20 protein-coding genes are annotated in these 23,819 nt (G+C 43.4%); 4 read left to right on the top strand and 16 right to left on the bottom strand.

The annotated features are described in order from the left end of the window. Window positions 1-27: 27 nt before the first annotated feature. On the bottom strand, window positions 28-2,673 hold the full coding sequence (locus tag ATE37_RS02895; protein ID WP_084867680.1) for an alpha-mannosidase: 2,646 nt from the start codon (window positions 2,671-2,673) through the stop codon (window positions 28-30). A 95-nt stretch (window positions 2,674-2,768) separates the two neighbouring features. After that, window positions 2,769-4,049: a glycoside hydrolase family 125 protein gene (locus ATE37_RS02890; RefSeq protein WP_084867679.1), complete on the bottom strand. Its 1,281-nt coding sequence runs from the start codon at window positions 4,047-4,049 to the stop codon at window positions 2,769-2,771. A 170-nt stretch (window positions 4,050-4,219) separates the two neighbouring features. Between ATE37_RS02890 and ATE37_RS02885 the strand changes: the two genes are divergently transcribed. Beyond that, window positions 4,220-6,307 (top strand): GH92 family glycosyl hydrolase, encoded by a 2,088-nt coding sequence (locus ATE37_RS02885; protein WP_084867677.1) that lies wholly within the window; start codon window positions 4,220-4,222, stop codon window positions 6,305-6,307. A 36-nt stretch (window positions 6,308-6,343) separates the two neighbouring features. On the opposite strand, the gene ATE37_RS02880 is transcribed toward ATE37_RS02885, so the two are convergent. The 11 genes from ATE37_RS02880 to ATE37_RS02830 form a co-directional block, all read right to left on the bottom strand. Further along, entirely contained in the window at window positions 6,344-8,023 is a 1,680-nt protein-coding gene (locus ATE37_RS02880; RefSeq protein WP_180382752.1) for an alpha-L-fucosidase, read from the bottom strand. Between the two features lie 530 nt (window positions 8,024-8,553). After that, complete coding sequence (gene adcA, locus ATE37_RS02875; protein ID WP_084867674.1) at window positions 8,554-10,059, bottom strand: zinc ABC transporter substrate-binding lipoprotein AdcA; 1,506 nt, start codon at window positions 10,057-10,059, stop codon at window positions 8,554-8,556. Between the two features lie 9 nt (window positions 10,060-10,068). Further along, window positions 10,069-10,875, bottom strand: coding sequence for a metal ABC transporter permease (locus tag ATE37_RS02870; protein ID WP_084867672.1), 807 nt, complete (start codon window positions 10,873-10,875; stop codon window positions 10,069-10,071). Further along, on the bottom strand, window positions 10,868-11,572 hold the full coding sequence (locus ATE37_RS02865; RefSeq protein WP_084867671.1) for a metal ABC transporter ATP-binding protein: 705 nt from the start codon (window positions 11,570-11,572) through the stop codon (window positions 10,868-10,870). Before ATE37_RS02865 ends, ATE37_RS02870 begins: the two co-directional genes overlap by 8 nt. Then, window positions 11,572-12,012 carry a zinc-dependent transcriptional regulator AdcR gene (adcR, locus tag ATE37_RS02860; RefSeq protein WP_001249328.1) on the bottom strand — a complete coding sequence of 147 codons (441 nt, stop codon included), beginning with the start codon at window positions 12,010-12,012 and terminating at the stop codon, window positions 11,572-11,574. The genes ATE37_RS02865 and adcR overlap by 1 nt, the downstream gene beginning before the upstream one ends. A 148-nt stretch (window positions 12,013-12,160) precedes the next feature. Further along, window positions 12,161-14,224, bottom strand: a complete 2,064-nt coding sequence (nt5e, locus tag ATE37_RS02855; protein WP_084867669.1) for a cell surface ecto-5'-nucleotidase Nt5e — start codon at window positions 14,222-14,224, stop codon at window positions 12,161-12,163. 141 nt (window positions 14,225-14,365) lie between these two features. Then, window positions 14,366-15,634, bottom strand: a complete 1,269-nt coding sequence (gene dltD / locus ATE37_RS02850; protein ID WP_084867668.1) for a D-alanyl-lipoteichoic acid biosynthesis protein DltD — start codon at window positions 15,632-15,634, stop codon at window positions 14,366-14,368. Further along, window positions 15,627-15,866 (bottom strand): D-alanine--poly(phosphoribitol) ligase subunit DltC, encoded by a 240-nt coding sequence (gene dltC / locus ATE37_RS02845; RefSeq protein ID WP_084867666.1) that lies wholly within the window; start codon window positions 15,864-15,866, stop codon window positions 15,627-15,629. The genes dltD and dltC overlap by 8 nt, the downstream gene beginning before the upstream one ends. Before the next feature lie 12 nt (window positions 15,867-15,878). Then, window positions 15,879-17,123 (bottom strand): D-alanyl-lipoteichoic acid biosynthesis protein DltB, encoded by a 1,245-nt coding sequence (gene dltB, locus ATE37_RS02840; RefSeq protein ID WP_084867665.1) that lies wholly within the window; start codon window positions 17,121-17,123, stop codon window positions 15,879-15,881. Further along, entirely contained in the window at window positions 17,120-18,670 is a 1,551-nt protein-coding gene (gene dltA / locus ATE37_RS02835; protein WP_084867663.1) for a D-alanine--poly(phosphoribitol) ligase subunit DltA, read from the bottom strand. The genes dltB and dltA overlap by 4 nt, the downstream gene beginning before the upstream one ends. 20 nt (window positions 18,671-18,690) lie before the next feature. Continuing rightward, complete coding sequence (locus ATE37_RS02830) at window positions 18,691-18,822, bottom strand: teichoic acid D-Ala incorporation-associated protein DltX (RefSeq protein ID WP_008276434.1); 132 nt, start codon at window positions 18,820-18,822, stop codon at window positions 18,691-18,693. Window positions 18,823-19,108: 286 nt separating this feature from the next. On the opposite strand from ATE37_RS02830, the gene hslO reads away from it, so the two are divergent. Together hslO and dusB are read left to right on the top strand one after the other, a co-directional pair. Next, window positions 19,109-19,981, top strand: coding sequence for an Hsp33 family molecular chaperone HslO (gene hslO / locus ATE37_RS02825; protein WP_000357863.1), 873 nt, complete (start codon window positions 19,109-19,111; stop codon window positions 19,979-19,981). Next, a complete protein-coding gene (gene dusB, locus ATE37_RS02820; RefSeq protein WP_000183317.1) occupies window positions 19,968-20,948 on the top strand; it encodes a tRNA dihydrouridine synthase DusB in 981 nt (326 codons plus the stop codon). Before hslO ends, dusB begins: the two co-directional genes overlap by 14 nt. Window positions 20,949-21,004: 56 nt before the next feature. On the opposite strand, the gene ATE37_RS02815 is transcribed toward dusB, so the two are convergent. Then, window positions 21,005-21,691, bottom strand: a complete 687-nt coding sequence (locus ATE37_RS02815) for a YoaK family protein (protein WP_000764008.1) — start codon at window positions 21,689-21,691, stop codon at window positions 21,005-21,007. A gap of 126 nt (window positions 21,692-21,817) precedes the next feature. Beyond that, on the bottom strand, window positions 21,818-22,501 hold the full coding sequence (locus ATE37_RS02810) for a hypothetical protein (RefSeq protein WP_084867661.1): 684 nt from the start codon (window positions 22,499-22,501) through the stop codon (window positions 21,818-21,820). 264 nt (window positions 22,502-22,765) lie between these two features. Between ATE37_RS02810 and ATE37_RS02805 the strand changes: the two genes are divergently transcribed. Continuing rightward, entirely contained in the window at window positions 22,766-22,996 is a 231-nt protein-coding gene (locus ATE37_RS02805; protein ID WP_084867660.1) for a hypothetical protein, read from the top strand. A gap of 49 nt (window positions 22,997-23,045) precedes the next feature. On the opposite strand, the gene ATE37_RS02800 is transcribed toward ATE37_RS02805, so the two are convergent. Then, entirely contained in the window at window positions 23,046-23,819 is a 774-nt protein-coding gene (locus ATE37_RS02800) for an NUDIX domain-containing protein (protein WP_084867658.1), read from the bottom strand.

Raw genomic sequence — 23,819 nt, 5'->3', positions numbered from 1 at the left:
TATTAGTTATCAAACACTTTAAAACTGTTAAATGTCTTCTTTTTTGATCAATTCTGTACGAATTTCTTGTGGCGCTAATAGTCCTGAATGAACGGGATATGGTCGCTCAAGCAAGTCTAAAATGGTTTGTTGGTGTTCTGATATACGCACATTTTCTTGACTCATGTTGTAGTAACGAAGTACATATCCTTCTTCATTTTCCGCCACTTTAAAGGCTGTTGGGCAAACTTGTGGTAAGCTAAGTGCCGCGTGACTCAAGAGACTACCAGTCGCTGCCACACTTCCTTCTTGTTTAGCAACTTGAAGACCAGTGAATGGTGTTTGGAAGGCTTTGGCACGACGGAAAGCTGAGAAGCGTTCTTGTGCTTGGTGGCATTCGAGAGCAAACTCGACTTCAAACTCACGCAAGCACTGAGCCTCTGGTGTTGGGAAGTAACCCCAGTCTCCTAGCTCACCTGAGGCACGAAGAATGGTCACTGCAATGGTGTCATCTCCAAGGATTTCATACTCGTGCAATCCTTTATTGGCCACCGTCACCCCTTTTTCATCATCATAAAGGCTGACAAAGGCTTGTTGGTGTTGTGGATTTTCAGGATTTTCCCAAGAAGCAGCTGGTTTGTTTGGTCTTGTCACCACCTCATAGATACTTTCAGAGTCATTGCTTGGACGAGTGTTATGAGTCTTAACCAAGAGACGGATACGGTGGTCCTTGGCTGTGTTAGTAAAGCGAGTCTTGAAACGAATTTGTGGATTGTCAACAAAGACGGTCATCTCTGTTTCCAGAGGAAGGGTTGTCAATTCATCTGAACGTCCAGCTTCACGCGTCATAAACTCGATGATGCCCCTCTGTTCCGCATCCAGTTTTTCATCTGCACTTACTGGAATTGTCAATTCATGCTGGAGCAAGATCTTGGCAAAACGTGCTGTATTTTCCAAGACTTCACAGCCTTTGAGTTCTGCGTAGATAGGCTCTGTTCCTTTTGGTTGGAAATAGATATACTCGTTTCCGATATCACCACGGTCTTCAAAGCGCACAACATCCTCATACGCTTCATGAGTTGTCTTGTCGTAGACTGTGATATTGTCATCCACACTGACCGTTACAAATGGCGTATCAATTACTCCATTTTGGTAAATACCGTCACGGTGTTCTTGTTCTCCTTCGAGCAATTGGAAAGTGGTCCAAGAAAGTGGTGCCAGATGAACCGGCACTGTCACGCGTACTTGTCGAGCGATACGAGCCTGACGGAACTTGTCTTTTGGTAAATCATACTCAAAATTAGCTCCCAGATCTTCGATTTTCGCTTCTACAGCATGCCCTTCCAAGTCTTCGACACGGTAGCTTGGCAAGGTCAAGGTCGCCATTTTCTTATAGCCTTCTGTTGGGTGCAATTCTTTGAAATCACAAGTCGCCACATCAATCACGGTGCTGACAGTGTCAACCTTGTCATGCAAGCCTGTGTTGATAACGGTAAAGAGGTGGTCGCTTTGCGCTTCGTGGGTTGCGATTTTACCCTTCCACTCGTTGAGAAGGTTGGTCTTAACAAAGTTTCCAACTTGGTTAACCTTGGCAAAACGTGTCTCCATCTCACGGTGAACCTCGTCCACGCTACAGCCACAGATACTGTCATGTGGCGCATTTTGTAGAAGGACTTTCCAAGCATAGGTCAACTGGTCCTTATGGTTGTGCCCACCGGTGATGACGGTCAATGGTTCCACTACTTGCTCTAGGAGGTTGCTATTTTCTTGGAAGGCTTGTTTGAGGTAAATCCGTGATGAAGAAGTGTTGGCAAGCGTGTACCAACCATCTGTTTCCTGGCTCGTCAACTCACCCGTAACGGTAGATAGTTGCTCAGGTAGAGCACTTTCTACTGCATGGACATAGTCATCAAATGAACTATGAACAAAAGTCACATCTGGGAAGAGTTCATTGGCCACACGAATGGCTTCGCTCAGATTTCGCTGTACAGGCTGGTGGTCACATCCGTTCATCATCAACCATTGGTTGGTCGAAGCGTAGTCACGCACGTCTGACAATTTTTGTTTCCAGAAAGTTAGGGCCTCATCCTTATCAACTGGGATTTCATTCCCATTACTGTACCAGTTGGCAAAGAGGATACCGAGAACACGACTTCCGTCTGAACCCTGCCAGTACATTTCTGAAAACTGGGAAGTAAATTGCTCATCTTCGAGAACTTGGTTGTCAAATCCAATCGGCTTGACACCACGGCCAAAGGCTGCCACGTGAATGCCTGATTTTTGAAGGATTTGAGGCGCTTGTCCCATATTTCCAAAGGTATCTGGGAAGTAACCAATCTGAGTTGATTTGCCCCATTTTGCACATTCTGCTTGACCAATCAAGGTATTGCGGACGTTGGCTTCACTTGAAATCAAGTAATCATCCTGCAAGATGTAAAAGGGACCAATTTTGAGTTTGCCTTGGTCGATGTAACCTTGGACTTTGTCGCGATTTTCAGGGCGAATTTCCAAGTAGTCATCCAGGACAATGGTTTGGCCATCCAAGTGGAAGCTCTTGAACTCAGGGTCATTTTCAAAGAGATCAAAAAGATTGTCAAATAATTCCACCAACTGCATCCGGTGGCTTTCAAAAGGTAGATACCACTCACGGTCCCAGTGACTGTGTGAGATAATATGTACAACAACATTTTCCATGAGTAAAACCTCATTCTAACTTAAATTTTTATTTTTAACGTTTTAAATGTAAAGGTGTGATTCTGACACGAATCGGTGAAACTAAAGCGCGCTCCTTAGCGGATATCCAAGTAATCCAAGACTAACTCGCAGAACATCATGTTGGCCCATGAGAACCATTCGCGAGAATAGAGCGTTGGATCATCTACGTGGAAGCTTTCGTGCATGACACCTGTGCCACCATCGCAGGCAACGAGCTGATCGAGCAAGAATTTCTTTTCCGCCTTATCTCTTGTTGTCAAGCCTTGGATAGAAAGGGCGATTGGCCAGATATAGCGATAGAAGGTATGAGAACTTCCGAGACCACTAGCGTATTCTCCTTGGTAGAAGTATGGATTTTCAGGGCTCAGAATGGTCCGACGAGTTGCTTGATACACTTCATCATTGACATCACAGTAACCAAGATATGGAGCAGCCAACAAACTTGGTACGTTTGGATCATCCATGATGCTAGCATTTCCTAGACCATCCACTTCAAAGGCGTAAATCTTTTCATCCTTGCTGTTAGTGGTGTAGGCGTAGTTTTCTATACCTTCTTGGATCTCTGCTTGCAGACGTTTAGCGTCTGCGATGACACTCTCGCTATCAGCTAGATTCAATTCTGCAAAGATTTCTTGGACATAACCCAAGACAACGACTGCAAACATATTGGATGGGATCAAGTAGCTATACTGGCAGCAGTCATCACTTGGTCGGAAGGCTGACCAGGTCATTCCTGTCACGGCAAAGTCAGGACCAAAACCATCATTTACCAAAGTGTCTTCCTTACGGTCGGTATCTCGAATAAAGCGATATGGAGAGTTCTTGTGATCTTGCTCTACCGTCCAGAGATGAAGGATTTCCTTGGTTGCTGTGACAAAAGTTTCATCAAACTGACTGGTTTCCCCTGTTTCTTTCCAAAGGAGATAAGCCAACTGCAAAGGATAGCAAAGCGAGTCCACCTCATACTTACGCTCCCAAATCCAGCCGTTAAGGTCGGTGTGGTCAGTCTCATGGTGCCCCTTCCAGTTTTCCTCAATGTTAAAGGAGTTGGCATAAGGATCCTTGAGCACCAAGGTCATCTGACGCTTGACCAAACCTGCAATGGTCTGACGCAAGAGAGAATCTCTCTTAGCCACATGAAGGTAGGGTCTGAGTTGGGCTGTCGAATCCCGAAGCCACATGGCAGGAATATCCCCAGTCAAGACAAAAGTTGAGCCATCTTCTAAAATCTCGACCGTATTGTCCAAGGTGTCTGTATAGCAACGCTCGAAGACATCCACCCACTCCGGATGGTCCTTAGCCCGCTCTGCTACTTCATCCAGCCATTCTCTAACAATTTCTTTCGAATAAATCATCGTGCAGTTTCCTCTTTCAAACAAGTTTCATGTTCAGTATATAGTTTTTGAGACAGAAAATACATACACAAATGATAGTCATTTTTCTACAAAATTGCTTACTTTCGAACCCCATATCTAAAGGCCCTCTTTTTCTGATATAATGTAGAAAAACAGCTAAAGGAAAGACTATGAAACCACTACTTGAAACCATCGATACCCGCTTTGGGACTGCCAGCAAACATGCCTTTTCTCGAGGGAATACTCTGCCCTACACGGGCGTCCCTTTCGGGATGAATTATTTTGTGTCTCAGACCAATGACCAGGAGGGAGATTGGTTTTTCGATCCGCATCTGCCCATTTTTCAGGGGATTCGATTGACCCATCAGCCCAGTCCTTGGATTGGGGACTACTCTTGGTTCCTTCTGACACCTGTCACCGGCCAGCTAGGGGGAGATAGCCTCTTCCATCGCCAGTCTTCCTATGATCTAGATAAGGCCTCTTTCCAACCTCATTATCTGAAGATTTTCTCCCTGCGCTATCAGATTGAAATCCAGCTCACACCGACTTGCTACGGTGCCTCTATTCGTTTGGAGCAAAAGCAAGGCAAAGCCCTCTCCCTCTACCTTCACGCAGCAGATGAACTGACCGTAGAGCAATTAGATAAGCGAACTCTTGCCCTAAGACAAGAAGGCAAAACTGAGACTACCAAAAATCCTCTGATACTGTTTACTGCTCTACAAATGAATACGGATATTCTTGCTATCAGCCAAGAAGGTGGAGATTGGCGTATTGACCTGACAGATAGTCATGCTGAGATCCAGCTAGCGACTTCTTTCATCTCGCCTTCTCAAGCTCTGCTTAATCTACCTCAAAAGGACTTTGACAGCTGTAAAGCAAATGCCCAAGCGGACTGGAAAAATCTCCTCCATCGTTTTGACGTTATCGAGACAGGAGAGGCTGACCGAACCTTCTTTGATCACTGCCTTTACAGACTCTTCCTCTTCCCACAGACATTTTATGAAGTTGATGAATCAGGACAAGCCATCCACATGGATCTGGCTACTGGTACTATCAAGCCCGGTGTCCTCTTTAGCAACAATGGTTTCTGGGATACCTTCCGCACCACCTTCCCCCTCTTTGCCCTTATCATACCGGAGCACTATCACCGCTTTTTAGAAGGTTTCCTCAATAGCTACCGCGATACTGGATTCCTTCCAAAATGGCTGGCTCCAGATGAACGTGGCATGATGCCTGGTACCCTGCTAGATGGCATTATCGCAGATAGCGCCTGCAAGGAAATAGCTCCCGACTTGGAAGAAGAACTCCTTCAGGCCATGCTGGAAACAGCCACTAAGTCTGACCCTCTCGGCATCAATGGCCGCCATGGACTAGCCCAATACCAAGAACTGGGCTACCTCTCTACCGACCACCACGAAAGCGTCAGCCACACCCTAGACTATGCCTATAGTGATTTTTGCATCGCCAGCTGTGCCGAAAAACAAGGTCAGAATGACATCGCGGAAACTTATAGAACTTCGTCACAAAATTACCGCCATCTATTTGACACTGTGACGGGCTACATGCGTGCGCGAGATAGTCAAGGCAACTTCCGCCCTGACTTCTCCCCTTATAGTTGGGGACGCGACTACGCCGAATGCTCTGCCATTCAAGCGACTTTAGGCGTTCTACACGACATCCCTGGCTTAATCCAGCTTATGGGCGGAAAAGAAGCCTTTAGCAATTATCTATTGAAAGCCTGTCAGGACGCTACCCTCTTTGAGACGACTGGCTATGGTTACGAGATTCATGAAATGAGCGAGATGGCAACAGCTCCCTTTGGGCAAATCGCCATTTCCAACCAGCCTAGCTTCCACATCCCTTATCTCTTCCGCTACAGCGACTACCCTGACTATACCGCTCTTCTCATCAAGACGCTCCGTCAGAAAGCCTTTCACCCCAGCTGGCAAGCCTATCCTGGCGATGAGGACAATGGCAGTCTCTCGGCTTGGTACATCTGGTCGGCTCTGGGATTCTACCCGACCTGTCCGGGCAAGCCCAGCTACGACCTCGGAATCCCTCTCTTTGACCATCTCCGTATCTACCTGGCTAAGGAAAATAAATGGCTGGATATCCATGCCAAGCAAAACCACAGCCACTTCAACTTTGTTAAAGAATGTCGATTGGACAAGACCATAGTATCTAGCATTCAACACCAAGACCTCTTGAAAGCTGAGCAACTGACCTTCACCCTCAGCTGGCTACCAAATCACTCCTAACCAAAAGAACCTTTGCATCGCGCAAAGGTTCTTCTTTTATGAAACTTGGACCTGAAGCTGGTCAACCAGCTGACCATCTACTGTCAAATTCAGATAAAAATCTAAGCTTTTATCTCCTGCAAAATACAAGGTTGGTAGTGTTAGCCTTTTTTCAGTCTCACCAGCTTGAAACGTAAGGACTTGAATCTCGTCCCGATAAGCGACACCATGCACACCCGTCCCTGGTTGAATCGAAATCTTAGCTTCTAAAGGACTGCTAAATTCTATGCGCTTCACTGTAAAGTGGACATTTTCTCCCTTGGTCACAGCTAGACTTTTTTCTGAAAACTCTAGTTGCTGAACAGTTTCTTTTTTCGACAAGGTAGGTGTTTTATAGAGTGAAATCTTGGTTAACAAAGGCAAAGACTGTGCCTCTGTAATGGTCACACGAATCTTCTGAGCCTCAACGACTGATCCTCGTAAGAGACGTTTGTAGCCAACAGTATAACCAGATCCAAACTCCTGCCAGACACCATCCAACTCTACCTGAACACGGAAAGCAGCGATGCGTTGCCCCATCTTCAAATCTTCTCTTAACTCAATCACATCAAAAGTTTTAGGAGATCCTAAATCGAGCTCTAATTGGATTGGCAACTCTGCATCACTTGCCCAAGAACTAGCCTCCAGTCCATCTGTCAGATGATGACAGGCATAGTCTGGTGATAGAGCAGGGCCAGATACCGTGGCTCCCAAAGCCAAATCTTCTTTATATAGCTCGTCACGGTAGGCAGCAAATTCATAGAGACGCTGGATATCCTTTTCATCAAAGAGGCCATCTTGGTTCGGTGGGATATTAAGCAAGAGTGGAGTTCCCCGCCCTACCGAGTGAAAGTAGATTTCGACCAACTCCTCCAGGGACTTAGGATCCTGATCCTCATGGTAAAACCAGCCCGGGCGAAGAGAAACATCTGCCTCACCGATTGAAAATAGCGTCCCAGAGGGGTCTCCGTGCTGTAGATAATCTAATTCCGCCTCTGTCCCCAACTGGTCTGGCTTGACTTTTTGCCACAAGGAATCCCCTGCATAGCCTCGTTCATTGCCAATCCAGCGAATACTAGTTCCCTCTGTTGAGAAAATCAAACAATCGCCCTGCAAGTCACGAATGGTTTCAAACCAGATCTCAAACTCATAGTTGACCTGCTGGGCCCCTTCCCCTCTAGCACCATCCATCCAAACCTCAGCGAACTTCCCAGCATTGCCATAAGCAGGATTTGATAAGATTTCCTTCAATTGAGCCAGATAATAGGCATTGTAGTCCGCTTCTCGGTCCACGTGATAGAGGGGACTGTGAGCATCCCAAGGAGACAAATACACTCCCATATCCATGTCAAACTCAGTTACAGCTTGGGAAACCTCAAGGAGCAAGTCCCCCTTTCCATCCCTCCAAGGGCTAGCCTTGACCGAATAATCTGTATGGGCTGTCGGGTAGAGGATAAAACCATCGTGGTGCTTAACCACCAAAATCAGCTTTTTAAAACCCGTTTCTTTGAGTACCCGAACCCATTCACGCGCATCTAACTTGGTCGGGTTAAAACGCTTGGGATCCTCTTGCCCACTTCCCCATTCTTGGTCATAAAAGGTATTGGGGCCAAAATGGATAAAGGCAGCTAGTTCATCCTCTAAATAAGCTAGCTGGGCCTGACTTGGTAATGGTCCATGTGGTTTTATGTTCGTCATCATCTCGTATCTCTTTCTCTTGTTCACAAAGTTATCCACAACTTGTGGATAAGAAAGCATACCTAAAAACTAGTTTCTCCAGAATCCAGCTCTTAGACTTTGGACCTATTCCTCTAAACAGACCTTTGCCAAATAGCTCTGTACTAGGGTTTCTACTAGCTCTCTAGCAAGTCACTAATATACGGAACTATTATCAGGATACTTCAACACCCTGAGTTTTATGTCATTTCCTCCAAGACTTATCCACAGACTGTGAATAAACTATTGTTCCAAACTGCTCTCTCTTTGACTATAACAAAAAGCGATAGCAGCGTCAATATGGCTAAGATGCCTTCCTAAATCTCCTGAAAAGATTCTATAATTTGTACAATCGTAGCGCTTTTGCATTCGCCAGCTAGTTAGAATCAGTCAGTAGAAAATGAACTTTATCACATTGTGAACAGTACAGCTGTAGTACTATTGCGCCCACAATCTACTCGGATAATCGTTTCTAGCAAAAAATCCCGCAGATTGCGGGATTTTCTCTTGCATCAATGCGCCAACATTTCTTGGGCGATTTCTTGACCAGATAGGTTATCTGGGTAGTAGGTTGGCCAGTTATCCATCTCTTCAAAGAGGGCTTCTTGGCTAGTACCTCCAAAGAAGATATGGAAATGTTCTGCCTTAACTGGGGCGATATTGTGGTCACTAAACTGAACATACTTGAACTGTCCAGCATCCGCATCTGTCGCTTCAAAGAGGAAGCGCACACCACGATTGCCTTTCTTATAAGTCAAGATTTTCTTGCCGACATACTTATAGGTGAATTTCTTGCTTTGGCCACCTTGAACAAATTCCATAGTGTTGTCCGTGATGTTGATTTTGGTCACATCTGTCTGATAGCCTTTTCTATAGTAGGCCTTGTACTCATCCTTGGTCATCTTGCCAGTCAACTTAGCCTTGTAGTCAAAGACTTGATCAAAGGTCCCATCTTCAAGGAAAGGATAGACTGACTGCCAGTTACCAGTATAGTCACTCAAGGTGCGGTCTTTGACATCTGCATCCTCAAAGTAACCATTGTGAACTGTCTTGGTATTTTCTTCCTTCTCGGGCTCGATTTCTGGTCCTTCTTGGTCTGTTGTTTGTTTCAAAGCCTTGAGGTTTTTCTCCATGATAGAGATGTAATTTTCTCCAGCCTTGGTTGCTTCTTCTGTCAGGCTTTCTAGCGGATTGAGCACATCTAGTTTGACGCCTGTTTCTTTTGAGAGTGTATTGGCGAGGGCTTGTGAGGCATTTTCTTCAAAGTAAATATAAGAAATCTTGTTTTTCTTGATATACTCTGTCAATTCTGCCAAACGTGCTGCTGATGGTTCTGCATCTGGTGAGAGACCTGAGATGGATACTTGCTTGAGACCGTAGTCCAAGGCAAGGTAGTTAAAGGCAGCGTGCTGGGTCACAAAGCTCTTTTGTTTGGCTTGAGACAAGCCATCTGTGTAGGCCTTATCCAAGGCTTGCAATTTTTCAATATAGGCAGCCGCATTCTTCTCAAAAGTCTCTTTTTTATCAGGATAATCTGCTGACAAGCTGTCACGGATATGCTCTACCAGTTTGATGGCGCGTGCTGGTGAGAGCCAAACATGGGGATCGTAGTCGTGATGGTGACCCTCACCGCCATGATCATGCCCTTCCTCTTCTTCTTCACCACCTGGCAAAAGGAGCATATCACCTGTCGCCTTGATGGTTTTCACCTTTTTCTTATCCAAAGTATCTAGCAATTTAGGAACCCAAGTTTCCATATTCTCATTTTCATAGACAAAGGTATCTGCGTCTTGGATTTTGGCAACTGCCTTGGCAGACGGTTCATACTCATGGGGTTCTGTACCAGCACCGATTAGAAGTTCTACATTAGCAGTATCTCCTGCGACTTGCTTGGTAAATTCGTAGACAGGGTAAAAGGTTGTCACGATATTGAGTTTCCCATCTGCCTGTTTTTGATTGGAACAAGCCACTAAAAACAGGGCACATAGACTAGCTAGTAGTAAGCTCAGTTTTTTCATTTCATTCTCCTATTTGATAAAACGTTTCAGTAGACTGACTAACAAAAAGACAACTACAAAGATAATAGTGATACTAGCGCTAGCAGGGGTTTCCACATAGTAGGAAATATAAAGACCTGCCACCATTCCCAAAAAGCCAATAGCACTGGCTAGTAACATAACGGATTTAAAGTTTTTCCCCAGACGAAGGGCAATACTAGCTGGTAAGACCATAATGGTCGATACCAAAAGGGCTCCTGCTGCAGGAATCATAAGGGCAATGGCCACCCCTGTCACCATGTTAAAGAGGATGGACATAGTACGAACGGGCAAGCCATCCACAAAAGCCGTGTCCTCATCAAAGGTCAGGATATACATTGGTCGCAAGAATAAGAAAGTCAAGAGTAAAACGACCGCAGCAATGGCAAAGAGGAAAATCACCTGCTCCTGGCTAATGGTCACAATCGAACCAAAGAGATATTGGTCCAAACTCATGGAACTTGAACTTTTTCCCTTACTCATCACAATAAGGGAGACTGCAAGCCCTGTAGACATGAGGATGGCAGTCCCGATTTCCATAAAGTTCTTATAGACTGTCCGGAGATATTCTAGAAAGACCGCAGCGATCAAGACGATAGCAATGGTTGAAATGGTTGGAGAAATTCCCAAAACCAGACCAAAGGCTACTCCTGAAAGTGAGACGTGACTGAGGGTATCACTCATGAGACTCTGACGACGTAAGATAAGGAAGGTCCCAAGAACTGGAGAAAAGAGACTCATGGCAATGACCGCCAAGAAGGCACGCTGCATAAAGTCATAGGATAACAAACTAAGCATGGTCCACCTCCTGGTCGCTTTCGTGAACATTGAAACAACGCCACGGCGAGTCTTGGTTACGGACTAGATGAATATTGCGATCCGCATAGTCCTTAACCTCCTCAGGGTCATGGGTAATCATCAAAACGGCCTTGCCATGATGATGGGCACTATGGTGCATGAGTTCGTAAAATTCATTTTTGCTTCCCGCATCCATCCCTGTTGTCGGCTCATCCAGGACAAAGATATCTGGGTCAGAAGCAAACATCCGAGCAATCACTGCTCGTTGCTTTTGCCCTCCCGAAAGGGAACCAATTCGTTTGTCACGGTGTTCCCACATACCAACTGAGTCTAGACTAGCCTTGATATGCTCCTCATCATGAGCATTCAAGCGACGGAACCAGCCTTTTCGCGGATAACAACCCGACTTGACAAATTCATAAACCGTACTTGGAAAGCCAGCATTAAAACTGGCTATCTGCTGAGGAAGATAGGCTATCCTAAGCTTTTTCCCATGAGTATTTGTCTTTGAGATGGTTACCTTGCCAAATCTTGGTTGCAAGATGCCTAGACTCGCCTTGATCAGCGTCGTCTTGGCAGCCCCATTTTCACCAGTCAGGGTAACAAACTCCCCACTATCAACACTATAGTTGATGTGCTCGAGGACAGGTTCCTTGTCATAATAGAAAGACAAGTCCTCTACTGTAATATACCGCATTATTTGATTTCTCCTACTAAAGCAGTTAAAAACCGCTGGATAACTTCTTGTTCATTTGGAGTAAACTGACTTGCCACTTGTTCATAGGCTAAGAGCGTGTGTTCATGATGATGGTGGTGTTCCTCTGCCACTGGTCGAGCCAGCTCTGTCAGTTGGTAAAAAATCACACGCGCATCTTTTGGATCTCTGGATGTCTCTAACATGCCCTCTTTGACCAAAGACTTGATCGCCTTGGTCACTGCCGCCTGACTGACATTGAGGCGGCGTGCCAACTCTGAATTGGTTAGGGATTCTTCTGATAAGAGCATGAGGATGTGTTCCTGAGTATTGGTCAAGGCTACGTCACTCGTGCAATGCCCGATTAAAATTTCATGCTGGTTCTCAGATCTCAAGATTACCTCGTTTAAAAAGTTATCAATTTCCTGTGCAAGCTGTCTCATGTGTTACTCCTTCCCTAGCTATCTTTTTCGTAAAAAATAGAGATAGTCACCGATTCTTTACTGGTTAATTATATCATAAACCAAAAAAGAGTCAAGGGAAAAAGGCGTAAAAACGTTTCCCTAGACTCTTCTAGATGTAAAATTTAACCTATTTTTGCTTTGGTTTTCGGCTTGATAAGATACCTGCCAAACCAGCTACCATTCCCATCAAGAGCAAGAAGATGGACTGTTCACTTCCTGTATTTGGGAGGGCTTTTTCTGAGACAACTGCCTTCTTGCTAAATTGACCTGCCACCTCATAAGTCAATGGCACATTTGTAGTCGCATCGTTAGCAGCCGCATTCGTTTGAGGCGTTTCTACTGGCAGACTAAAGGTTGTAGAATCCACAGAAATCGTCCGTGAGTTCGGATTAATCTTTTCATACTGGGTCAAATCAGCGGTTTTCAGATACTCTTCAAAGGCTGCATCCATAGATGGACCTTCTTCACGCGCACCACCTAACATCGTGTAGCCATCACCACCCGCAGCTAAAAAATCATTGGTTGCAAGGTAGTACGTTTTTGCGAGGTCTAGGAGATCATAACGACCAGTTGCACGGTTTTTAACCTGGATGGTCAAGACACGTTTTCCTGATGGTAGGTTGGTATCATAGTAGACCTTCACACCTGAAACTTGCAAGAAACCACCACTTGGCTCTAACAATGGTTGCCCGTTCTCATCCAAGACCTTCTTGCCATCCTTATCGACCTGCAAGATAGATCCGAGTGACTTTTCAAACATATCCAAGACTTGTTGCCCCGTCACTTGGATTTGTGAGATGGTATTTCCAAATGGAAGAACAGCAATAACATTTCCTTTAGTGATTGGTTTGCCTTTTGCAATGGTTTCACGCAAGCCACCACCATTTGTCACAGCGATGTCTGTCGGATGGCTAAATCCTGTTTGACCATACTGATAGAGAGAGTCTGCTACGACGTTTCCGAGGTTGGTTTCACGAACCCGAACATTTTCACGATCACCGTTTAGTTCTACAGGGCTGTTTGAGACAATCTCAACTGCATTTTCAGCATCGTATTTTTGTTTAATGTCTTTGACTAGTTTTTCAACTTTTGGATTGGCAGTTAGTTTCTTAGCATCAGCAGCTGCAATCAACGTAGGATTGCCCAAAAGCTGACGTGATTTGTAGATAACTTTCCCAACATTATGAAGGTAACTTCCTGTTTGGTTATAGGTAACATTGTCGCCATAAGTTGTGGAAGCTACCGTATGAGAATGCCCATCAATAACTGTCACACGTTTGCCTTTAAGACGAGGATTTTTAGAGAGAGCTTCTGCCAAGGTTGAACCACGCCACTCAACTGGAGTTGTAGTATCTACACCCAAGTGAGCAAGCACAACATAGTGTTTGTAGTCCTTACCTTCTGCACGCGCCTTGGCTTGAACTTCTTCGATGACCTCATTGACTTCAGAGATTGGATCTGTAAAAGTTACCCCTTTAATGTTTTTAGGGTGGGTTTTTGTAGCAGTTTCAGGCGTTGTCACACCGATTACAACAAATTCATCACCTTCTACAGTCTTATCTTTATCAACGATTGTAGAAGCTTCAAAAAGACGGGCTCCATTGACATAGGTATTCGAGCTAAGTAATGGGAATTTCAAGATTTCCTTGTATTTTTTAACTTCATCAAGACCAAAGTCAAACTCATGGTTTCCTACTGCCATAGCATCATACTGCATCTGATTGAGAATTTCAGCACGCGCTTCACCCTTCGTAGAGTTGGAAATCGGTAAACCTTGGAAAGCGTCTCCCGCATCAACAACCAGAGTATTTTGATTTGATTTCGCACGCTCCTGCTCAATGACAGTTGCTAGCTTAGCATCTCCAATTACTCCCTTTTCCTCTACGATACGACCATGAACATCATTAGTATGTAAGATAACGGTGTCCTTTTCTTCGCTTTTAGTAGATTCAACAGGAACTGCCGGATCTTCTGCAGATGCAACGGTTGCTGGAGTCTCTACCTCATTTGTTGGAGTTGCTGACGCTACAGGGTTCGACACAGGAGCAGGAGCCTCCGACGTGGCGGGAGTTGCTATAACAGCCGAACTTTCTGCAGGAGTTGTTGCTTCTTCAGCATAGACTTGTCCAGCTAAGAAGGCTGGAGCTAACAGGGCTGTCGACAAGACAGGTAACAAAGAACGTTTGTTCATTTTAAAATCCTTTTCTTTTCGTTTTTCCTTTATATTATACGATATTTCTAGAAAATTTGAAACCTTTGACTTATTTTCATCTAAAACATTCGCTATTTAAACAAAAAAGCTTGGGTTCAAATCCCAAACTTTTAGCTCATTTTATTGGAAATCTTTGATCTTCCCATCATAGGTCGCCCAGTCCTTGCTAAAGAAGCGGTCATTCATCTTGTAGTCTGGAGCTGGTTTCGGATCCGTCAAGAAAGGATTGACAACCTTATCAAAAGCCAGCCAACCCAACCATCCTAGATGAATGGTATCCTTAACAAAATATGGATCCCCTCCATTTTTTGAAAAATCAGCAATATTGGTAAAACCCTGACTTTCTAATTGGTAACGAATTTTCTCCACTGCATGCTGGTACATCTCTTCGCTGAGCCCTGTGTACTCCATCCACTTCTTATTAACCGGCTGAATGACAAAGAGCACATTGACATTTGACTTAGCAAATTGATTGAGGACCAGCTGCAAATCATTGTATTCAGAGGACTTGAGGAAGTTGTAATTTTTTTGATACCCTTCCCATTTTTTTAAATCCTTTTTAACCTCTCTCGTATAGAAATGATTTTCCATCCCCATATCGTTATTGGTCGTATTTGCCTCTGCGTCCTTACGAACAATTTTTTCTAACTCATCATAAGAAAATTGATCTGGAAGATCTTTTAAATAGTTCTCCACGTGTTCCTTGTACTTAAGTTTTCCTCGAATGGAGAATTGTCCAAAGAGAGCGGATTGCTTTTCATTGAATCGCGCAAAAATATCAATAGCAACCCGATCAACCTCTGATAATTCTTCACCCTTTGACAGTTTTTGAACAATGCCTTTTAATGCAACATTAGGATTCTGCTTTAACAATCGAATAGCCGCATGCTTTGCAGCAATATCACCAGACTGATTTTCCAAAAAAGCTGTCAACTGGTCACTGTTAAAAAATCTCTGAAACGCTGCGGGTTCATAATCTGTCTCCGTAAACCACTGAGGCGAAATCACAAATACCGCCTGCTTATTCTCTATTTCTGGCAAAATTTGCTGTAGACCAAAATATTGATTTAGAGAGGCTGCTCCTGCTTGACCTAAAAAGTAAGGACGATAGGGACGATGGTATTTCTCTGCTAAAACAGCTGGATGGACACTATCAAATCGAATCCATTCACTGGATCCTAGAAAAGGAATAAAACGCATATTTGGATCCGTAAGAGCCCTCACTTTTTGACTTCTCTCCTTAAAGCTCTCTGTACTAATAGAAGCCGCGGAGTATTTCTCCTCCGTCAGATTATGGCTTGTTGTACTTGGATAAAAAAAGATGAGTAGAAGAACCAAAAATCCAGCAATGAAGATAGGCCCAAAGATCAGCCACAAGCGTTTAAGCATTCTGCAACTCCGTGATACCTGCTACGATTTTATTAGCCGTATTCCAGTCATCACGACCAAACTCCGTCACTGGAACACGAATGTCAAAACGGTTTTCAATCTCAACAATCAATTCAACCGTTCCCATGCTATCCAAGACACCGGTATCAAAAAGATCTTCATCCATCATGTCAGAAACATCTTCCATAAACAACTCATCAATAATTTCAATAACTTCTGATTTGATATCCATTTTAATATCCTTTTATTTTTTAAACCATAAATCATTCAAAAATCCAGAAAAGATTAAGAATGAAACCATTACAACATGGAAGGTGACAACCATGCCAAGCAACTGAATCCAGCGATTCTCTGGTAAGGAACCCTTTCCAGCTTTTTTCCGTTCTTTATTGAGCGCTTTTTTCTTACGAACCCAAGCATCATTGATAACCAGTCCAATCCCATGAAAAAGTCCGTAGGCGATGTAATACCAAGTCACACCATGCCAAAACCCCATAATCAGCATATTGAGGATATAGGCTACACTTGAGGTCACATTGCGATTTTTAAAGATCTTCTTTCTGGTCATGATCATCACCATCCGCATAAAGACAAAGTCACGAAACCAGAAAGACAGACTCATGTGCCAGCGATTCCAAAACTCTTTTAAATCCCTAGACAAAAAGGGCTTGTTAAAGTTGATAGGACTATGAATACCCATCAAGTTTGAAATGGCTAAGGCAAACATAGAGTAGCCCGCAAAGTCAAAGAACAAGTCTAGACCAAAGGTATACATAACTGCAAGAGCATAATGGTTAAAGAAACCACCTGTCTGCAAGGCCAAATTTTTCAGCGGAGGCAGTAATATCTCTCCTAAAACATGGGCCAAGATAAACTTGTAAAGGAAGCCAAGCATGATATATTTGACAGCCTCTTCTAGCATATCCATCAGCTCATCCCGCTCAGGAATGGTCTCGTAATTTTCATTGAAGCGTTTAAAACGATCAATAGGACCACTTGAGAAAGTCGGCATAAAGAGAAGAAAACGCAAGAATTGCCAAATCGTTAAATCCTTGATGACACCGTCTCTCAGTTCAACGATAATCCCAACTGCACGGAAGGTCAAGTAAGAAATCCCTAAAAATCCAAACAAAGATTGAGATCCATGAATAGCAGGAGATACTTTCACAAAGATGATTGGCAATAGAGATAAAAAGCTAACCAGGTAAAATATCCATTTACTATCCCGTTGTTTCCTGTACCTTTTGTAGAAAGATACAAGCAGCACTTGCCAGATAACATAAAGGATAAGAGCACTTATTTGATTCGTCTTTCCACCGACCAACATGGTGACGATAAAGAAGAGACTAACAAGCACCTCGTACAAGGCAAAACGTTTCTTGAAAAAAAGACCGATAAAGATAGGTAAAGTCGCAACAATTACGTATAAAAAGTACTGAAGATCACCATAAGGTTCCAAATGAGGTAGCTGTTTATAAAGCTCCATCATCTACTGTTTACCTCGTTAATCAAGCCCTTGATATCAATTTTACCATTAGGCGTTAGTGGTAAACTGTCTCGATAGAGAAACTTAGATGGCATCATATAGGACATCATGATATCTGCTAAATCTTCCTTAATAGCCTTGGTAATATCGATATCGCGTTCAAACTGTTCACGAACACCGTCCTTTAGGATAACATAGGCCAGCAGATTTTGTACCTTGTGGTCTTTGTTATAACGTGGAACAGCCACAGCCGACTCAATAAAGCGAGACTTGTTGAGGTTTTGAGAGACATCTTCAAGCTCAATGCGATAACCATTAAATTTTATCTGGAAATCCATGCGTCCACCATAGAGAAGCAAGCCCTCATCTGTCATAGTTCCTACATCCCCTGTGTGGTAGGCCGGAAGACCTTCAAACTCAAAGAAAGCTTCTGCCGTTTTTTCAGGATTATTCATATAGCCTTTTGAAACAGCTGGCCCAGAAACGATGATTTCTCCCTGTTCACCATTTGGAACTTTCTTACCTTCCTCATCAATGATAAAGGTTGGAGAATCAGCCTTGGTATAGCCGATTGGCAGGCGTTTGAGAGTCGCCAACATCTCATTAGTGACGGCAACTGCTGACAAAGCTACCGTCGCTTCTGTTGGTCCGTAGGCATTGATAATACGGGCATTTGGGAATCGCTCGCGTAGTTTTTGAGCTGTTTTGACTGTCAATTCTTCACCATCAAAGTAGAAATGCGTGATTCCTGGCATTTTCTCACTGTTAAAGTCTTCTGACAACATGGCCATATCTGCAAAGGATGGTGTTGAGGTCCAGATAGCAATGGGCAAGGAAAAAATCGTCGCAAAGAGTTTTTTGAAGTCCTGAGTAATGGCTGAAGGAAGAGCAAAAAGCGTACCACCCAGTGCTAAGGTTGGCGCCCAGTACATGACAGATAGGTCAAAAGAATAAGGGGGCTGAGCCAGCATTTGTGGACGATTTGGCGTCGCAAATTCCTTATCTGTAATCATCCAGTTGGTAAAGCTGAGAAGATTATCATGGGAAATCTGCACTCCCTTAGGCTTACCAGTCGTACCAGAAGTAAAGATGATGTAGTAGTTGTCATCTCCCTTGACTGGATGGGTCATCTCGTAGCTGGAAGCTTGAGCAAAAGCTTCTTGAACCTGAGCTAAAGTCATCATTGGCATAAAGACTTGCTCCAATGGAAAATCTGAGATGGCAATAATCAAACTTGGCTCTGCAACTTCTACGATAGCAGAAACTCGTTCCAAGGCCGAATGGCTGTCAATTGGAATGTAGGCATGACCTGACTTAGTCAGCGCAACAAAGGTAGCCAGCATCTCATACTCCTGTCCACCATAGACAACAACAGGAGATTTCTCAGGCAAACCAAGTCGATCAATAGCTGCAGCTAAACTATCTGAATCAGCCTTCAGATCACCATAAGTATGCTCTTGACCTAAAACATTGTAGACAGGATATGTTGGTTGTGTTTGAGCAAAGTGCTCAATCGTTTCAATCATATCTTTTATCGGTTTATTAGACACTGTTCCTCTTCTCCTTTAAACTAGAACTCATTATAAATAAAGGTGCCTTGGCTCTGACCAAGGTAACTAAAAAAATAAAGCAAACCAAGTAAGATTACAAAATATAGAGCCGTCCGGCCTAAGAATACATGTAAATTTCGTTGTTTTTTCATAAGCTATCCATTAATATATTATTTCTATTAGCTATCAGTATGTATTGTTAGCATCTTATCTTCCTAACATTTTACCACTTTATCAACCTTTTTTTCAACTGTTTACCATAACTTAAAAATTGGTTTTAGCTTATTTTAAGATAAGTTAAAATGTTAAAAGTAAATGTGAACGAAATTTTCCATTTCTATAAATCTCCTATACCAGTCATCAGAAATTAAACAGTTTAAAGAAGGACAGCAAACACACGACTCCCCCTTTAGGCATTTTTATGCTAAAATAGTAGCTATGGATAAAATTATTAAAACTATATCAGAAAGCGGCGCCTTTCGTGCTTTTGTCCTTGATAGCACTGAAACCGTCCGCACTGCTCAAGAAAAACATCAAACTCAAGCCAGTTCAACCGTTGCACTTGGCCGTACCCTTATCGCTAGCCAAATTCTCGCAGCCAATGAAAAAGGAAATACCAAACTAACTGTTAAAGTTCTTGGAACCAGCTCTCTCGGTGCCATCATCACGGTCGCAGATACCAAGGGCAACGTCAAAGGTTACGTTCAAAATCCAGGCGTTGACATCAAAAAGACTGCAACGGGTGAAGTCCTAGTCGGACCTTTTGTTGGAAACGGTCAATTTCTCGTTATCACAGACTACGGTACTGGAAATCCTTACAACTCCATGACTCCTCTCATTTCTGGGGAAATCGGTGAAGACTTGGCCTATTACCTTACTGAAAGCCAACAAACCCCTTCAGCAGTCGGCCTCAATGTTCTTTTGGATAAAGACGACAAGGTCAAAGTTGCCGGAGGTTTCCTTCTCCAAGTATTGCCAGGGGCCAAGGAAGAAGAGATTGCCCGCTTTGAAAAACGCATCCAAGAAATGCCAGCCATCTCAACCCTTCTAGAAAGCGATGACCATATCGAATCCCTTCTCAAGGCCATCTATGGTGACGAATCTTACAAACGCCTATCTGAAGAAGAAATTCGTTTCCAATGTGACTGCAGCAAAGACCGTTTTATGAACGCTCTTGCCAGCCTTCCAAATTCAGACCTTGAAGAAATGAAAGAGGAAGACCACGGGGCAGAAATCACTTGTCAATTCTGCCAAACAACTTATAACTTTAATGAAAACGACCTGGAGGAACTCATTCGTGACAAATCTTAATACACCTTTTATGATTGGCAATGTTGAGATTCCCAATCGTACTGTTTTAGCACCCATGGCTGGTGTCACCAACTCAGCCTTTCGTACCATCGCAAAAGAGCTCGGGGCTGGACTCGTTGTGATGGAAATGGTCTCTGACAAAGGAATCCAATACAACAACGAAAAAACTCTACACATGCTTCACATCGATGAAGGCGAAAACCCCGTTTCTATCCAACTCTTTGGTAGCGATGAAGACAGCCTAGCACGCGCAGCAGAATTCATCCAAGAAAATACCAAAACTGATATCGTTGATATCAACATGGGCTGCCCTGTCAACAAAATCGTGAAAAACGAAGCTGGTGCTATGTGGCTCAAGGATCCAGACAAGATCTACTCTATTATCAACAAGGTCCAATCTGTCCTTGATATCCCCCTCACTGTCAAAATGCGCACTGGCTGGTCTGATCCATCCCTAGCCGTGGAGAATGCCCTCGCAGCTGAGGCTGCAGGTGTCTCTGCCCTCGCTATGCACGGCCGTACCCGTGAACAAATGTACACAGGTCACGCAGACCTTGAGACTCTTCACAAGGTCGCTCAAGCTCTGACCAAGATTCCATTTATCGCAAATGGTGATATCCGTACGGTACAAGAAGCTAAACAGCGTATCGAAGAAGTCGGTGCTGACGCTGTCATGATTGGTCGCGCAGCCATGGGAAATCCCTACCTCTTCAATCAAATCAACCACTACTTTGAAACAGGAGAAATTCTCCCTGATTTGACTTTTGAAGACAAGATGAAAATCGCCTACGAACATTTGAAACGCTTGATTAACCTCAAAGGAGAAAACGTAGCCGTTCGTGAATTCCGCGGCCTCGCTCCTCACTACCTCCGGGGGACATCTGGCGCTGCCAAACTTCGTGGAGCCATTTCACAAGCTAGCACCCTAGCAGAGATTGAAGCCCTCTTGCAATTAGACAAAGCATAGTCTCACATCTACAACTCACAAAAACGGCAAAGCTCAAAAATGAGTCTTGCCGTTTTTTATATGTTTTCATCTTGTAAATCTAACTGCTTCACTCTAGCTATATAGTAGGACATAATCAAAAACAAATTGAGGCTGACAATCCATATAGACCATTCATGAAGAAAATGCATCAATACAGCCAAGCTGATTGCGCCCACTATGAAACTTCCCACAACAATCCCATAATTTAAGGCCTGACGACGATATTCTTGGATATTTCCTTCTCTTCTAGCAATGCGATACAAAGCGGTCAACATCTTTCGGTAATTTCCAGACGTCATAAAAATGACATAGGGATGATCTTCAATCAAACTGCCCGTAAATGTTAGCATCATCATTCCTGTTCCAAAAGCGATGAAAGGAACTTCTAATAGAGGAAATCGTGAAAAGAAAGGTAGAATAAGAGTTCCAATAAATAAAGGAAGCAGCATCTTAACCCGCCAGTAGGCCGTTTTACGGTATTCTTTCATGTGCAATGCAAACAGAAATCCTAGAGAAAAGAAAATAATGGAGCAGAATCGTAGCATCGTATTGATAACATTTGAGTCGTGCCAATCAGATATCAGTAGGAGAATATTCCCTGTCTGTGTCGCTACCAAACTATGGTATTGAATATGGCAAAACACATCCAAAGAACCACCTACAAATCCAAGAAATACTCCCATCAGTCGTGTGTTTTGAGGTAAGATTAATTTATCCGCCATGTATTATCACTCGTTTTCCTTTGATTTTTTTATTATACCACTTTCTCTTGGAGAAACTAAGTGAAAAACAGTTGACTCACTCTTTTACAGAACGATTTCTAGTAAGAGTTAAAACACAAAATTTTATTATTGAATCAAGGCAACGCTTGAAACTTTACCATCCGCACCTGTTGTAATTTGGATGATTTTTCCTCCTCCGATTTTAGCATTATACTTGCCATCATCAAGAGTGTAAGAGTAGCCTCTAATAGAGTAGTTTTCTTTATTTCCTTCTGCAGTTTCTACTGTAAATTGGCCCCCTGATGAAACCGTAATAGTTTCGCCATTCGCTCCCTTCCAGTTGCCTGCAGCTGCTGAGAAATCACCATCGGCCATGGTTAAAACACCCTTGTAACGTTTGTTGTGTTCTGCTTGCTTGTCTTGAAGTTTGCGGTCAGTTGTTGGATCATAGCCTGACTGGTTAGACTGGGCTTGAGAGCCTTGCTGAGTTGAAGGTGCCTGAGATGGAGCTTGCTGACTAGGGGCTGCTTGTTCTTGTCTTGATTCAGGCGCTGGTTTCGCTTGTGACTGATCCGCCGCTGTAGAAGACTGACCAGAAGATGCCTGGGCCTTTTCAGATGAAGCTGAGCTTGAAGATTTTTGAGTCTTGCTTTCTTTGCTAGAAGAAGCTGCTTTAGAGCTTGATGATTGACTTGTCTTTGCAGAGCTACTAGTTTGAGTGGTTTCGTTTTTATTTCCACAAGCTGCTAGTAGCAAGGTAGAAGCCAACACAGTCGCTGCCATCAATTTGATATAGGTTTTCTTTTTCATTTTTCTACTCCTTTGTAACATTTTTGAAATGTTAAGAAATCTTTTTGTAATATGATTGTAACATTAGACCTTGAATCTGTCAACTATTTAGAGAAACTATTTTAAAAAATTTCTCTCTACTATTTCTATTCGTAATTGAAACGAAAAAATAGAAAATTTCTTAGATTAGAGTCATTTTTTTACATCGCTCTTGTGTAATCGCTTGCATTGTGTTAGACAAAGGAATATAATAACATTGAAATAGAATATAGGAGGTATGCTCTTATGCTAAATAAGTATTACAAGTATCTTCCTTGGTTGATTTTGGGAGCAATTGGCTCTTATCAATCAGCCACTTACTATGCGCGAACTGCATTTGATGTCTTCTATCTGACTGTAATCTTTATGATTGTTTATATCGCTTTGTTATTTTTACATGAGAACTATCTCAAGTATCGATATAAAGACTTCTTTACTCACATGTTGAGTAATCCTAAGAAAGATAACCATTCATAAAAAATGATGATAAATAAAGAGGTCGGGAACTTTGTCCCGACCTCACTTTTTATTTCAATCGATAGGTTTTTCTTGGTTTCTTTTTGGGTACTCGTTTGAGTCCCACTTCTTCTACATATTCGCCGTATTTTACGAGAAAGTTATTGCTGACGATTGGGCGACCAGGGTTGATGAGATTGACCAGTTCAGTCCCCTCGTAGACAGTGAACTCCTCCTCCAGCAGATAGAGGAAGGTCGGATTCCAGTCGAGACGGCCTTGGATTCGTTTGATGGATTCTTGGATAATGCCATAATGGTCAAAGGCGAAGGCTTGCTCCTCCAGCTCGACTCCATCTAGGTAGCATTTGCCTGTCTGAAAATCGACATCTACAAAAACCACATCCTTGGCATCGTCACCTGCCTGAACGAGGTCTAAGGCACGACTAAGTAGGTACACTAAGTGGGCAATGGTCACTGTCCAGCCCCGGGGGTCACGCCCGGGGGTCGATACCGTCATCAATTGCTCGATTTTCTCCAAAGGTAGATCGAGATTGACTTCTTCTCTCACCTCGCGTTGACAGGCATGCGCAGCATCCTCTCCCTTATCCATAAAGCCTCCGACCAAGGCTAAACAGTTCTGATAAGGGTGGGCCTTGCGACGGATTAGCAAGAGCTTGATTTTTCCTTCGACAAAGCAGTAGGCTACCATATCCACTGTCACACTTGGTTTTTCATATTGAGGGAGTTCCTGCTTGTAGTACCAGTCTAAAAACTCCTCCTGACTGGCATGGATTTCATAATATTCTTTTTCCGTCATCCCGGCTGGAATCTTTATGTCTGCCAT

The organism is Streptococcus oralis subsp. tigurinus, from assembly GCF_002093575.1.
Classification (GTDB): Bacteria; Bacillota; Bacilli; order Lactobacillales; family Streptococcaceae; genus Streptococcus; species Streptococcus oralis_CH.
This window is presented reverse-complemented; position numbering and strand designations above follow the sequence as displayed.